Origin of the sequence: Micromonospora globbae (genome assembly GCF_003610785.1) — a bacterium.
Classification (GTDB): Bacteria; Actinomycetota; Actinomycetes; order Mycobacteriales; family Micromonosporaceae; genus Micromonospora; species Micromonospora globbae.
Window position 1 is genome coordinate 155,841 of the sequence record NZ_RAQQ01000013.1, and the last position, 13,317, is coordinate 169,157.

General features: G+C 75.0%; 15 protein-coding genes. 10 read left to right on the top strand and 5 right to left on the bottom strand.

The genetic code is table 11. The features are described from left to right. The first annotated feature begins 27 nt into the window (after positions 1-27). The 3 genes from D7I43_RS19045 (at position 28) to D7I43_RS19055 (ending at position 2,016) form a co-directional block, all read left to right on the top strand. On the top strand, positions 28-540 hold the full coding sequence (locus D7I43_RS19045) for a glycine cleavage system transcriptional repressor (protein ID WP_120329883.1): 513 nt from the start codon (positions 28-30) through the stop codon (positions 538-540). Beyond that, positions 537-1,133 carry a peptide deformylase gene (locus D7I43_RS19050; RefSeq protein WP_120329884.1) on the top strand — a complete coding sequence of 199 codons (597 nt, stop codon included), beginning with the start codon at positions 537-539 and terminating at the stop codon, positions 1,131-1,133. The genes D7I43_RS19045 and D7I43_RS19050 overlap by 4 nt, the downstream gene beginning before the upstream one ends. Before the next feature lie 163 nt (positions 1,134-1,296). Further along, positions 1,297-2,016, top strand: coding sequence for a hypothetical protein (locus D7I43_RS19055; protein WP_120329885.1), 720 nt, complete (start codon positions 1,297-1,299; stop codon positions 2,014-2,016). 40 nt (positions 2,017-2,056) lie between these two features. Here the strand turns inward: D7I43_RS19055 and disA are convergent, their stop codons facing one another. From disA to D7I43_RS19075, 4 genes are all read right to left on the bottom strand, one after another. Further along, complete coding sequence (gene disA / locus D7I43_RS19060) at positions 2,057-3,232, bottom strand: DNA integrity scanning diadenylate cyclase DisA (protein WP_120329939.1); 1,176 nt, start codon at positions 3,230-3,232, stop codon at positions 2,057-2,059. 131 nt (positions 3,233-3,363) lie between these two features. Further along, entirely contained in the window at positions 3,364-4,836 is a 1,473-nt protein-coding gene (radA, locus tag D7I43_RS19065) for a DNA repair protein RadA (protein WP_120329886.1), read from the bottom strand. Positions 4,837-4,959: 123 nt separating this feature from the next. Continuing rightward, positions 4,960-5,691 carry a hypothetical protein gene (locus tag D7I43_RS19070; protein ID WP_120329887.1) on the bottom strand — a complete coding sequence of 244 codons (732 nt, stop codon included), beginning with the start codon at positions 5,689-5,691 and terminating at the stop codon, positions 4,960-4,962. A 139-nt stretch (positions 5,692-5,830) separates the two neighbouring features. After that, positions 5,831-6,718: a UbiA family prenyltransferase gene (locus tag D7I43_RS19075; RefSeq protein ID WP_420870220.1), complete on the bottom strand. Its 888-nt coding sequence runs from the start codon at positions 6,716-6,718 to the stop codon at positions 5,831-5,833. Here D7I43_RS19075 and D7I43_RS19080 point away from each other — a divergent pair. The 4 genes from D7I43_RS19080 to D7I43_RS19095 all read left to right on the top strand — a co-directional run bounded on the left by D7I43_RS19080 (position 6,717) and on the right by D7I43_RS19095 (position 10,467). Next, the gene (locus tag D7I43_RS19080) at positions 6,717-7,478 is read left to right on the top strand and encodes a class I SAM-dependent methyltransferase (RefSeq protein WP_120329889.1); all 762 of its coding nucleotides are present in this window, start codon (positions 6,717-6,719) and stop codon (positions 7,476-7,478) included. The two genes, D7I43_RS19075 and D7I43_RS19080, sit on opposite strands and share 2 nt — an antisense overlap. A gap of 41 nt (positions 7,479-7,519) precedes the next feature. After that, complete coding sequence (locus D7I43_RS19085) at positions 7,520-8,686, top strand: acyl-CoA dehydrogenase family protein (RefSeq protein ID WP_120329890.1); 1,167 nt, start codon at positions 7,520-7,522, stop codon at positions 8,684-8,686. A gap of 66 nt (positions 8,687-8,752) precedes the next feature. Beyond that, positions 8,753-9,811 carry a type III polyketide synthase gene (locus D7I43_RS19090; protein WP_120329891.1) on the top strand — a complete coding sequence of 353 codons (1,059 nt, stop codon included), beginning with the start codon at positions 8,753-8,755 and terminating at the stop codon, positions 9,809-9,811. A gap of 23 nt (positions 9,812-9,834) precedes the next feature. Continuing rightward, the gene (locus tag D7I43_RS19095; protein ID WP_120329892.1) at positions 9,835-10,467 is read left to right on the top strand and encodes a hypothetical protein; all 633 of its coding nucleotides are present in this window, start codon (positions 9,835-9,837) and stop codon (positions 10,465-10,467) included. An 81-nt stretch (positions 10,468-10,548) separates the two neighbouring features. Here the strand turns inward: D7I43_RS19095 and D7I43_RS19100 are convergent, their stop codons facing one another. Then, positions 10,549-11,247, bottom strand: a complete 699-nt coding sequence (locus D7I43_RS19100; RefSeq protein ID WP_120329893.1) for a hypothetical protein — start codon at positions 11,245-11,247, stop codon at positions 10,549-10,551. Positions 11,248-11,576: 329 nt separating this feature from the next. On the opposite strand from D7I43_RS19100, the gene D7I43_RS19105 reads away from it, so the two are divergent. From D7I43_RS19105 to ispF, 3 genes are read left to right on the top strand one after another with little or no spacing between them, the layout of a single operon-like run. After that, on the top strand, positions 11,577-12,062 hold the full coding sequence (locus D7I43_RS19105) for a CarD family transcriptional regulator (protein ID WP_012015454.1): 486 nt from the start codon (positions 11,577-11,579) through the stop codon (positions 12,060-12,062). A 56-nt stretch (positions 12,063-12,118) separates the two neighbouring features. Then, on the top strand, positions 12,119-12,814 hold the full coding sequence (gene ispD / locus D7I43_RS19110; protein ID WP_120329894.1) for a 2-C-methyl-D-erythritol 4-phosphate cytidylyltransferase: 696 nt from the start codon (positions 12,119-12,121) through the stop codon (positions 12,812-12,814). A 16-nt stretch (positions 12,815-12,830) separates the two neighbouring features. Beyond that, the gene (gene ispF / locus D7I43_RS19115) at positions 12,831-13,313 is read left to right on the top strand and encodes a 2-C-methyl-D-erythritol 2,4-cyclodiphosphate synthase (protein WP_120329895.1); all 483 of its coding nucleotides are present in this window, start codon (positions 12,831-12,833) and stop codon (positions 13,311-13,313) included. The last annotated feature ends 4 nt before the right edge of the window (positions 13,314-13,317 follow it).

The following is a 13,317-nucleotide window of genomic DNA, read 5'->3' on the forward strand; positions in this document are numbered from 1 at the left end:
CGGCGACGGATCGGGCAGAATGCCCGGATGAACGAGCTCGCGATCACCGTCATCGGCCGGGACCGGCCGGGCATCGTCGCCGATGTCGCCGAGGTGCTCTCCCGGCTGGGGGCGAACCTCACCGACAGCACGATGACCCGGCTCGGTGGACACTTCGCCATGACCCTGATCTGCGTGGGCCCGGCGGCCGCCGAGGTCGAGGCCGCGCTGGCGCCGCTCGCCGCGGAGGGCCGGCTGCTGGCGACCGTACGCGCGGTCACCCCCGACGGTGAGACGGCGTTGCGCGGCGAGCCGTACGTCATGGCGGTGCACGGCGCGGACCGGATGGGGATCGTCGCGGCGATGACCCGGGTGCTCGCCGACTTCGGGGGCAACGTCACCGACCTGAGCACCCGGCTCACCGGCGCGCTCTACGTGGTGGTGGCCGAGGTCGACCTGCCGCCCGGTGTCGCCGGTGAGCTGGCGGGGCGGCTGGAACGGGTCGCCGCCGAGCTGGGTGTCGAGGTGACCCTCCGACCGGCGGATCCGGACCTGCTGTGAGCGGCGAGGTACAGGGGCCGGAGGCCGGCCGCGCCGACGGGGAGTACGCGGGCCTCGGCGACTGGACGCCGGAGGCGCTGGGCGTGGCCGGCGCGGTCCGTCCCGTGGTGGCGGCGCCGCACCCGGTGCTGAGCCGGGCCGGCGAGACGGTCGATCCGACGTCGGCGGAGACGGTGCGGCTGGCCGCGGACCTCATCGCCACCATGCGGGTCTCGCCCGGCTGCGTCGGCCTGGCCGCCCCGCAGGTCGGCGTGAGCGCCCGGGTGTTCGCCGTGGACGTGACCGGGCACCCGAAGGCGGTGACCGTGCACGGCACGTTCGTGCTCTGCAACGCCACGGTCGTCGAGGCGACCCGCTGGAAGGCCGGTCGCGAGGGGTGCATGTCGGTGCCCGACCTGACGGGGGACGTCAAGCGGGCCAGCCGGCTGGTGGTCGAGGGCGAGCTGCCGGGCACGGGCGCCCCCGTACGGCTGGTCACGGACGGCTTCGAGGCCCGCGCCCTCCAGCACGAGATCGACCACTGCGCGGGGCTGCTCTTCCTCGACCGGGTGGCGGGGGCGCACGCCGTCTACCAGCGCAAGGTCTACCTGTGAGCGCACCGCGGCACCCGCGCCGGGCCCGGCCGCAGCCGTGGGCACGGCGCACCGGCCCGGTGGCCGCAGCCTCCACAGTGGACGTGTGGTCGCGCGCGTCGACGAACCTCCCGGCGCGTCGCGCCGCACTGCCGGGGCCGCTCGCCGCTACGGTGGGGGCATCATGCGTCTGACGGTCGGCCCCCTGCCACCCGCCGTTTACTGGCGGCGTCGCGCCGTCGTACTCGGAGCGGGGCTTCTCTTCCTGATTGTCCTGCTCTACTCGTGCACCGGGTCGGACGACCCCGGTGACCGGAGGCCGCAGGCCGGGTCGACTCCGACCGGCTCCGTGAGCCCCAGCCCGAGCCCGTCGTTGCTCACTCCGAAGACCGGTTCGCCGCCCCCGGAGGCGGCCGAGAGCCCCACCGCCGGTGACTCGCCGGCCGATCCGCCCGCGTCACAGGGCGAGGGTCCGCCGGTGGCTCCCGCCGCCGATACCGCCGACGACGGCAGCTGCACGGACGCGGAGATCAGCCTGACGGCGGTGGCGCTGCCCGCCACGGTGCGCAGCGGTGCACCGGTCGACCTGCAACTGAGGATCAAGAACAAGTCCGACCGGACGTGCAGCCGGGACGTCGGCGCCGACCTCCAGGAGCTGTTCATCAAGTCCGGCGCGGAGAAGATCTGGTCCTCCGACACCTGCGGCACCGCCAAGGGCCGGAACGTCCAGTCCTTCCCGCCGAACATCGAGCAGATGTACCAGGTGACCTGGAACGGGCAGGACGCCAGCCGGTGCGCCGACGGGGTGGCCGCCGGGAAGCCGGTTCCGCCCGGCACCTACCAGGTGTTCGCGCGGGTGGGCACGAAGCTCAGCGAGCCCGTGAAGCTCACCATCACGGGCTGAGCCCAGCCGGCGCCGGCCGCGCGCGGGTGAGGGACCGCGGTCAGACGTACCGTTCGAGGATGGACGCCTCGGCGAGCCGGGACAGGCCCTCGCGCACGCTGCGTGCCCGAGCGTCGCCGACCCCCTCGACGGCCTGGAGATCCTCCACCGTGGCGCCCAGCAGCCGCTGGAGGCTGCCGAAGTGCACGACGAGGCGGTCGACCACCGCGGCCGGCAGCCGCGGCACCTTGGCGAGCAGCCGGAAGCCGCGCGGGCTCACGGCCGCGTCGAGCGCGTCGGAGGCGGCCGGGTAGCCGATGGCCTTCGCCACCGACACCAGGTCGATCAGCTCGGTGGCCCCGAGCAGGTCCAGCTCGACCAGCGCCTCGTCGAGGGTGCGCGACTTGCGGCCCGAGGGCAGGTAGTCCCGGATCACCAGGGTCCGGTCGGCGTCCACGCCCGCCATCAGCTCGTCGAGCTGGAGCGCCAGCAGCCGCCCGTCGGTGCCCAGCTCCACCACGTAGCCGGCGATCTCGTCGGCGATGCGGCGGACCATCTCCAGCCGCTGCACCACGGCCACCGCGTCGCGCACGGTGACCAGATCCTCGATCTCCAGCGCGGAGAGCGTGCCGGAGACCTCGTCGAGCCGCAGCTTGTAGCGCTCGAGGGTGGCCAGGGCCTGGTTGGCCCGGGAGAGGATGGCCGCCGAGTCGTCCAGCACGTGCCGCTGGCCGTTGACGTAGAGGCTGATGATCCGCATCGACTGGCTCACCGAGATCACCGGGTAACCGGTCTGGCGGGCCACCCGCTCGGCGGTGCGGTGCCGGGTGCCCGACTCCTCGGTGGGGATGGACGGGTCGGGCATCAGGTGCACCGCCGCCCGGACGATGCGGGTGCCGTCGCTGGAGAGCACCACGGCGCCGTCCATCTTGCACAGCTCACGGATGCGGGTGGCGGAGAACTCCACGTCGAGCGGGAAACCGCCCGTGCAGAGCCCTTCGACGACCTTGTCGTAGCCGAGGACGATCAGCGCGCCGGTGCGGCCGCGCAGGATCCGTTCGAGGCCGTCCCGCAGGGCGGTGCCGGGCGCCATGAGCGCCAGGTTGGCGCGCAGCGGGTCACCGGCGGCGCCTCCGGCCACGTTCACGCTGATCGGACGGGCGGGCGAGCCCACGGCGCCGGTGCGGGCGTGGGGCGTCGCGCCGGCAGGCTTGGTGGTATCGCGGTCGATCGGCACGGGCACAGTCTACGGACTGCCGTGCGGTGGGTGCTGTCGTGGTTACTGTGATGTGTCACGATGCCTTCCGTCCGGCCCGTGGAGGCGTGTCCGGTATCGGCCCGACGGTCCGGTCGGCCGACCACGACGGGTCACTCCGCCGACGCGCGCGCGGCACATTGCAGGGCCGTCCGGACGTCGGTGACCTCCCTCACCCGCATCTGCTCGGGGACGACCCCGGTCGACTCCGGCCCGCATCCCGGGGGGACGAGGGCGATCCGGAAGCCCAGCCGGGCGGCCTCCGCGAGCCGGCGCGGCACGGCGCCGACCCGGCGGACCTCGCCGGTGAGCCCGACCTCCCCGATCGCCACCAGGTGCGGTGCGATGGCCAGGTTGAGTCCCCCGGAGGCGACGGCGAGCGCGACCGCCAGGTCGGCGGCCGGCTCCACCACCCGGATGCCACCCACGGTCGCCGCGAAGACCTCCCGGTCGTGCAGGGTGAGCCGCTCCGTCCGGCGCTGGAGCACGGCCAGCACCATCGCGAGCCGCGCCGAGTCGAGCCCCGACACCGTACGCCGTGGCGAGCCGGCCACGGTCGCGCCGATCAGCGCCTGCACCTCGGTGACGAGCGCGCGCCGCCCCTCCATGGCGACGGTGACGCAGGTGCCGGGAATCGGTTCGGAGTAGCGGGTCAGGAAGAGCCCCGACGGGTCGGCCAGGCTGGTGATGCCGCCCTCGTGCATCTCGAAGCAGCCCACCTCGTCGGCCGCGCCGAACCGGTTCTTGACGCCGCGCACCATGCGCAGCGAGGAGTGCTTGTCGCCCTCGAAGTGCAGCACCACGTCGACGAGGTGCTCGAGCACCCGGGGACCGGCCACCTGCCCGTCCTTGGTGACGTGACCCACCAGCACGGTGGCGATGTTCCGTTCCTTGGCCACAGACACCAGGGCGGCGGTGACCGCCCGCACCTGGGTCACCCCACCGGGGACGCCCTCGGTGCCGGGGGTGGAGATGGTCTGCACCGAGTCCAGCACCAGCAGCCCCGGCTTGACCGCGTCGAGGTGGCCGAGCACCGCCGACAGGTCGCTCTCGGCGGCCAGGTAGAGCTGGTCGTGCAGGGCGCCCATCCGCTCGGCGCGCAGGCGCACCTGGCTGACCGACTCCTCGCCGCTGACCACCAGCGACGGGCTGCCGCCGCCGGCGGCCCACTGCTGGGCCACGTCGAGCAGCAGGGTGGACTTGCCGACGCCTGGTTCGCCGGCCAGCAGCACCACGGCGCCGGGCACCAGGCCGCCGCCGAGCACGCGGTCGAGCTCGCTCACCCCCGTCGGCCGGGCCCGGGCGGGCGCGGCGCTGATGGTGGCGATGGGCCGGGCCGGCTCGGCCGGCATGCGGGAGCTGACCACCCGGCCGGAGACCGTGGGCCCGGTGATCGTCGACTCGACCACGGAGCCCCACTCGCCGCACTCCGGGCAGCGGCCCACCCACTTGGGCGGCTGGTGGCCGCAGGCGTCGCACTCGTAGGCCGGTCGGGGATCACGGCCGGTGGCGCGGCCCCGCCCGCCGGTCGCCGCGCCGCCGCGGGCTGACGTGGCTCGGGAGGTCGTCGATCGGGAGGTCGTCACACCAGCACGCTAGCTCGGGGGTACGACCGGACGCGGCGCCCCCGCCGGAGCACGACCGGGCCGTACGACGAAACACCGCCGGCGTGGTGCACGCCGGCGGTGTCCGCGGTAGGTCGGGGAGGCTCAGCCGCCGTGCCCGGCGCCGCCCTCGTCGCCACCCTCGTAGCCGCCCTCACGCTCGACGATCGGCGAGGGCGGGGCGGGCGGGGTGAACGGGACGGCGATCGGGGCGGGACCCGTGATGGTGTTGCCGTTGCCGAAGTCGAACGTGACGAAGACGTTCTGGCCGGAGCGGAGGGCCTCGTTGAGGCCGACCAGCTGGAGCATGCGGCCGGACTGCTGGTTCAGCTGCACGTAGCTCAGCGGGGCGATCTCGATCCGGGCGGGCTCCCCGGCCGGAGCCGACGGGCTGGCGGTGTCCGACGGGGTGGCCGAGGCGGAGCCGCCGGGCGAGGCCGACTCCGTGGGGGTCGCCGACGGCGAACCGGAGGGGGACTCGGACGGCGACGGCGACGGGCTGGCCGACGCGCCCACGCTGGTGACCACGACGTCCCGGGCGTCCTGGCTCGTGACGGTGACCGTGACCGGGTTCTTCGAGTCGTTGTAGATCACCGCGTTGAGCAGGGCGTCCTCGCCGGCCTTGTAGCCCTCCACGCCGGGGAACTCCACCAGCAGGCCGCGCACCGCCAGTTCGCCGTTCTCGGTCGAGATGTTGACGCCCTGGACCGACGGCACCTTGTTGGCCGTCTCCGAGATTTGTCCTGCGCCGCACCCGGACAGCAGCAGGCTGGTCGCCGCCGCCACCCCGGACAGCAGCAGGGCCGCCCGCCGGGAACCCCTGATCGAGCGCGTCACGTCGGTCCTCCTCGTCACGATCACACCCGGTGCGTACGCCGGGCACGGTGGCCATGCCCGCGCAGACCGCGCTCCAGGGTAGTTGGGCCTGATCGAGGGCCGCACTCCGACCCGGGGATGCCACCTCGCGGGGTGACGATCAGGCCACCCGACCGCTGGTGACCAGCAGCACCACGTCGATGAGCGCCACGAGCATCACGGCGCGGAAGGCGGCCACCGGACGGCGTCCGGCGCGGGCGGCGCCACGCCCGCCGTACCAGCTCAGCGGCGGCACCACGACGGCGGCCACGACCGCGGCGAGCCCGACCCCGGACGGCGGGCCGGGCGGCCCGAACACCAGGACGCCGGTCGCCGCGAGCAGCAGCACGGCGGCGGCGGCCCGGCTGCCGGCGGCGCCGAACCGGTGCGGAAGGCCCCGGACCCCGGTCCGGGCGTCGTCGACGAGGTCCGGCAGGACGTTGGCGAAGTGCGCGCCGGCGCCGAGGCAGGCGGCGGCGACCACCAGCCAGGCCGGCGGCGCCGGCGCGCCGGGCAGGGCCAGCACCACGAAGGCGGGCAGCGTCCCGAAGGAGACCGCGTAGGGCAGCACGGACACCGGCGTGGACTTGAGGGGCCAGTCGTAGAGGAGGGCGGAGACGAGCCCGAGGGTGACCCAGAACGCCGCGGCGGGGGTCGTGGTCAGCCCCAGCGCCGGGGTGGCGAGCGCGGCCACCGCGGCGCCCACGGCCACGGTGCGGCGGCGGACCGCGCCGGCCGGGACCGGCTTGTCGGTACGCCCCACGGCGGCGTCCCGGTCGGCGTCGATGGCGTCGTTCGCCCAGCCCACGGCGAGCTGGCTGGCCAGCACGGTGAGGACGACGGCGGCCACCCCGGCCGGGCGGTGCCCCACGCCGACGGCCAGCAGGCCGGCCACGACGGTCACCGCCGCCGCCGGTTCCGGATGGCTCGCCCTGACCAGCCCTAACACCGAAGTCGACATAAGGGAAGTCTGGTTGTTACCCGGGAGTCGTGCCACGCTCGGTTCCATGCGAGACGTCGCTGCGGCGCCCACCCGGTCGCGGGTGCTGCCGCGCAACGATCCGCGCCAGTACGACGACCTCGCCGGCGAGTGGTGGCGGCCGGACGGCGCCTTCGCGATGCTGCACTGGCTCGCCGAGGCGCGGGCGGCTCTCGTGCCGCCCGCCGAGCGCCCCGGTGCGCTGCTCGTGGACCTCGGATGCGGTGCCGGGCTGCTCGCGCCGCACCTGGCCGGGAAGGGCTACCGGCACGTGGGTGTCGACCTGACCCGCTCGGCGCTGGCCCAGGCCGCCGCGCACGGGGTCACCCCCGTGAACGGGGACGTCACCGCCGTGCCGCTGGCCGACGGCTGCGCGGACGTGGTGGCCGCCGGTGAGGTGCTGGAGCACGTGCCGGACTGGCGGCGGGCGCTGGCCGAGGCGTGCCGGCTGCTGCGGCCCGGTGGCCTGCTGGTGCTGGACACCCTGAACGACACTGTGCTGAGCCGCGTCGTGGCGGTCCACGTCGGCGAGCGGCTGCCGACCGTGCCGCGCGGGATCCACGATCCACGGTTGTTCGTGGACGCCCGGGCGCTGGTGGCCGAGGCCGCCCGGCACGGCGTCGCGCTGCGGCTGCGCGGCGTCCGGCCGGAGGTGCGCGGGCTGCTCGGGTGGCTGTTCCGGCGCGTACGGGGTGCCTCCGGCACCGCGCCGGCGGGCCGCGCCCCGCGGATCGTGCCGACGCGCTCGACCGCGGTGCTGTACCAGGGCTGGGGGGTCCGGAAAGGATAGTTCGGGCCCGGCGGGGTAAGGACGCCGAGGAGGGGGCGCAAGTGACCGTGCACGCGTTGGAGGCGGCCCGCAGGTTGGCGCCGCGATTCGCCGCCCGGGCGGCCGAGCACGACCGGGACGGCTCCTTCCCGGCCGAGGACTTCGAGGACCTGCGGGAGGCCGGGCTCTTCGGGCTGATGGTGCCCCGCGACCTCGGCGGGTTCGGCGCCACGTTCGCCGAGTACGCGGCGGTCGCCACGGAGCTGGCCAAGGGGAACGGCGCGACCGCGCTGGTGTTCAACATGCACGCCTCGGTCACCGGTGCCCTGGGCGCGGTCACCGAGGAGCTGGCCGAGGCGCTCGGCGTACCGGACGAGGCCCTCGCGGCCCGCGACCGGCTGCTCCGGGCGGCGGCCGACGGCGCCTGGTACGCGGTGGCGATGAGCGAACGCGGCGCCGGCGCCCGGCTGTCCCAGCTCAGCACCGTCTACGAGCCGGTCGAGGGTGGCTGGCACATCAAGGGCAGCAAGACGTTCTGCTCGGGCGCCGGGCACCCGGACGGCTACCTGGTCGCCGCCCGCAGCGCCGCCGACCAGTCGGTGGTGTCCCAGTTCCTCGTGCCGGCCGGCGAGGGCATCACCGTCGAGCCGACCTGGGACTCGCTGGGCATGCGCGCCACGGCCTCGCACGACCTGCACCTGGACGTGACCGTGCCGGCCGACCGGCTGCTCGGCGGGGTGGAGGGTCTCGCGCTGGTGGTCGCGCAGCTCATGCCGCACTGGCTCGTGGCCAGCTACGCGGCCGTCTACGTGGGGGTGGCCCGGGCGGCGGTCGAGGCGGCGGCCGAGCACCTGAACGCCCGCAACCTCGCCGGTCTGCCGGCGGTCCGGGCGCGGCTGGGTCGGGCCGACGCCGCCGTGGCGGCCGCCGAGCTGGTGGTGGCCGAGGCCGCGCGGCGGGTGGACGAGGCGCCGGGCGACGCCGAGACCAACCGCTGGGTGTGGCGGGCCAAGCTGCTCGCCGGCACGACCGCGGCCGACGTGGCCGCGTCGATGCTGGAGGCCGCCGGCACGTCGGCGACGCGCCGCGGCCATCCCCTGGAGCGGCTCTACCGGGACGCCCGCTGCGGGTCACTGCATCCGGCCACCTCGGACGTCTGCGCCGACTGGCTCGGCATCGCCGCGTTGGGCGGTGACCCGGACCGCGACGGCTCGGCGCCTCGTTGGTGAGCGTGGGGCCGCCCGGGGCCGTCCCGGTCGAGGGGCGGTTCTGGGGAGGGCGGCGTCGGACGAGAGGTGGGGATCGTGTCGGTACCAGTGATCGCGGGCCTCGGGACGGCACAGCCGCCGTCGGCCCGGCAGGACGAGCTGTGGGAGGGCTTCTTCTCCCGGCACTTCTCGGGCGCCACCCGGTCGTTGGCGCAGCGGATCTTCGCGAACTCGGGGGTCAGCACCCGCCAGGCCGCGGTGAACCCGCTGCTGGAGGACGTCTCCGACTGGCCGACCGAGCGGCGGATGCGCCGCTACCTGGTCGAGGCGCTGCCGCTGGGCAAGGAGGCGGTGGGCCGGGCACTGACGGCGGCCGGCCTCGACGCCGTCGACATCGGGCTGTTCATCGTCTGCTCGTGCACCGGGTACGCCACCCCCGGGCTGGACATCCTGCTCGCCCGTGACCTCGGCATGGCGCCCACCACGCAGCGGATGTTCGTGGGCCACATGGGCTGCTACGCGGCGCTGCCCGGGCTCGGCGCGGCGAGCGACTTCGTGACCGCGCGGGGCCGTCCGGCGCTGCTGCTCTGCGCAGAGCTGACGAGCCTGCACATCCAGCCCTCCACGGCGCGGGTGGACACCCAGCAGATCGTCTCGCACGCGCTCTTCTCGGACGCGGCGGTCGCCGCCGTGGTGCTTCCCGGCGGCCCGGGGTACGCGCTGCGGGAGGTCACGTCGGTCACCGACACCTCCACGGCCGACCACATGACGTGGGACGTCACCGACGCCGGTTTCCGGATGGGACTGTCGCCCAAGGTGCCGCAGGTGCTGTCCACACACGTCCGCGGCCTGGTCGACGACCTGCTGGCCCGGCACGGCACCGCGGTCGCCGAGCTGGACGGCTGGGCGGTGCACCCCGGCGGGCCGCGCATCCTCAACGTGGTGGAGCGTGAGCTGGGTCTTCCCCCGGACGCGCTCGCGTCGTCCCGGGCGACGCTGGACGAGCACGGCAACTGCTCCTCGCCGACGGTGCTGCTGATCCTGGACCGGCTGCGCCGCGCCGCCACGCCGCCGGAGCGGATCCTCATGCTCGCGTTCGGCCCGGGCCTCACCCTCTACGCCGTACTGCTCGATCGACAGGGCTGAGCGGTCACGCCTAGGCTCGGCGCATGGGCATCGAGGCGGATGACCGGTTGCGCCGCGGGGTGCTGGCCGGCGCGACCGTGCTCGTGCTGGTGGCCGGGGGCTGGTGGTGGCGGGCGAACGCCCCGGACGGCACCCGGGCCGGCTCGCCGCGCGACGTGGCTGCCGCCCGGGTCGGCGGGACCGATCCGGTGCGACTCGGCCCGGCCGACGGGCGGGCGGGAGCGGTCGTCCGGGTGGACCCGGCCACGGGGGCCGCTGTCCTCGTGACCGAGGACGACGCCGCCCTCCCGGTCGACCCCGGTCCCCGCCGCCGTGCCGAACCCGGGACCATCACGCAGGGCCTCGTCCTGCCGCGGGATCCGGACGCGCTCTGGCACGACGCCGTGACGCTCACCCGTCAGCGGACCGTCTCGCAGCAGGTCGGCGGCGAGGACACGCCGCCCGCCGCGTACCTGCTCCAGTACCGGTGCACGGGGCCGGGGACGTTGCGGGTCTCGATCACGGGCGGCCGGGTGGTCAACCGCGCCCCGGCGGTCTGCGACGGCGCGATCCGCGCGCTCGTGGTCGTCGGGACGGGCGGGCCGCTGCGCGTCTGGCTCGCGAGCGCCGGCACCGAGTGGGTCCGGGTCGCCGTACAGCTGGTGCCGGCGGGCTGACCGGCCGCGTCGCTTCCCGCCGCCGGCCCGGACGTCGCGGCCGGCGGTCGGGCGGCGAGGCGGGCCAGGTCGCGGCGGCGGTCAGGCGGCGAGGCGAGCCAGGTCGGCCCGGTACGTCTCGGCCGGGCCGAGGTCGGGCAGCACCCGGACCACCACGCCGGCCCGGTCCACGAGCACGGCCACCGCCTGGTCCGGGTGCGGTGGCAGGTGCAGGAACGAGCGCAGTCCACCGGCGGGATCGGCGAGCGTACGCACACCCGGCCCGCGGGTCGGCGCGGTCGGCACGCTCCGCTCGCCGGTGACGGTCACCACGTTCACCTCGGGCGGCGCGGCCGCGGCGGCCTGCGTGACCTCGGCGACGCAGGCACAGGCGTCCACCAGGATGATCATGGCGGGGGCCAGGCCGCGCAGCGGCACCGGGGACTGCCCGGCGTCGACCAGGTCGAGGGCGGGCAGCGGCCGGCCGGTCAGCGCGGCGGGTGGCGGTTCCGGGGCCGGCGTGGACCGGTCCGCGGAGCGCGGCGGGCGCGGCCAGGTGACGGCGGCCAGGCCGGCGAGCGTCGTGACGATGGCCACCAGCAGGACGAGCAGGGGCAGCTTGAGGGCCGACAGGCGGGCCCGCGCCGCGCGGCGTGCGGCCTCGCGCAACTCGCGGCGCACCTGCGCGGCCTCCTGCGCGAGCGCCGAGGCGTCGTCGGGGATCACCACCCGACCCCACTCCGGCGGGAGGTCGGGCAGCCCCTCGGACGGCCCGTGCCCGTCTGCGTCCGGCATGCTCATCGGACCCCCTGGAACCGTCTTCGAGAGCCGACAGCGGCTCGCCTACCAGCCTCGCGCACCGGGGGCGGCTCCCGCTAGACGTGGGCGCGGCAGCCCTCGTCGGGATACCATGTAACGAGCGCATAGCCCTTGATCTCGGCGTTCCGTTCACTCCTACCGGGGTGTCATCCGGAGGTTACGGAGCGTGTTCGAACCATCGGTTTGACGGCCTGTCAAGTCGAAGAAATACCTCTCACAGGGCCCCTGAGCTGCGCCAACGGTCAGGACAGCGGTGAGACATCGGTGCCTGAGCGTGTTACCCTAGACACAGCGAAAGGGGTTTCGAACCTATGGTTTTCAGTGTCGGCGAGACCGTTGTTTACCCCCACCACGGGGCCGCACTCATCGAGGCAATCGAGACTCGGGTCATCAAGGGCGAGGAGAAGCAGTACCTCGTCCTGAGGGTCGCGCAGGGTGACCTCACGGTCCGGGTGCCCGCCGAGAACGCCGAGATCGTGGGTGTGCGCGAGGTGGTCGGCGAAGAGGGCCTGGGCAAGGTCTTCGACGTGCTCCGTGCCCCGCACACCGAGGAGCCGACCAACTGGTCGCGGCGTTACAAGGCGAATCTGGAGAAGCTGGCCTCCGGTAACCCGCTGAAGGTCGCCGAGGTCGTCCGCGACCTGTGGCGTCGGGAGCGGGAGCGGGGTCTGTCCGCGGGCGAGAAGCGCATGCTCGCCAAGGCCCGCGACATTCTCGTCGGCGAGGTCGCGCTGGCGGAGAAGAGCACCAAGGACGAGGCGGAGACGCTGCTCGACAAGGTGCTGACCGAGGCCTAGTCCGCACAGCATCGACGTACCCAGTTCGTAGCGAAGAAACCACCGAGGACCGCGACGTGACCGCGCAGCTCAATCCGCGCGGTGACGTCGCGGTCCTCGTCCCTGCGGCGGGTGCCGGCGTACGGCTCGGCCCGGGCCGACCCAAGGCGCTGCGCCTGCTCGCGGGGGAACCCCTGCTGGTGCACGCGGTGCGCCGGCTCGCCGCGGCCCCGAGCGTGCGCACGATCGTGGTGGCCGCTCCCGTGGCCGAGCTCGACGCGGTCCGCGACCTGCTCGCCCCGGTGGCCCCCGTGACGGTGGTGCCCGGAGGCGCCGAGCGTCAGGCGTCGGTGGCGGCGGCGCTCGCCGCGGTGCCGCCCGGCCCCGAGATCGTCCTCGTGCACGACGCCGCGCGGGCACTGACCCCGCCCGAGCTGGTGGAGGCCGTCGCGGCGGCGGTCCGCGCGGGCCGGCCGGCCGTGATCCCGGTGCTTCCGGTGGTCGACACGATCAAGGAGGTCGGCGCCGAGGAGACGGTGCTCGGCACGGTCGACCGTTCCGTGCTGCGGATCGTGCAGACGCCGCAGGGCTTCCGCCGCTCGGTGCTCGCCGCCGCGCACGCCGCGGCCGGTGACGCGCTCACCGACGACGCCGGCCTGGTGGAGAAGCAGGGCGTCCCGGTGTCCTGCGTACCGGGCTCCGAGTACGCACTCAAGATCACTCGCCCGTTCGACCTGGCGCTCGCCGAGCATCTGCTGGCCGCCGGCGGTTGACGCGTACCCTCTGCTCATGATCGTTCCCCGCGTCGCCATCGGCACCGACGTGCACGCGTTCGCCGCCGGCCGGCCCTGCTGGGTGGCCGGCCTGCTCTGGCCCGACCAGGACGGCCTCGCCGGGCACTCCGACGCCGACGTGGTGGCCCACGCCGCCTGCAACGCGCTGCTCTCCGCGGCCGGCCTCGGTGACCTGGGCGCGAACTTCGGCGTCGACCAGCCGGAGTGGGCCGGCGCCTCCGGGGTGGCGCTGCTCACCGAGACGGCCCGCCGGGTTCGCGCCGCCGGGTTCACGATCGGCAACGTGTCGGTCCAGGTGGTCGGCAACCGGCCCAAGATCGGGCCGCGCCGGGCGGAAGCCGAGCGCGTCCTCTCCACCGCGATCGACGCGCCGGTCACCGTGTCCGCGGCCACCACCGACGGGCTCGGCTTCACCGGGCGCGGCGAGGGGCTCGCCGGCATCGCCGTGGCCCTGGTGTACGAGGCACCGGCCGCCTAGGCTC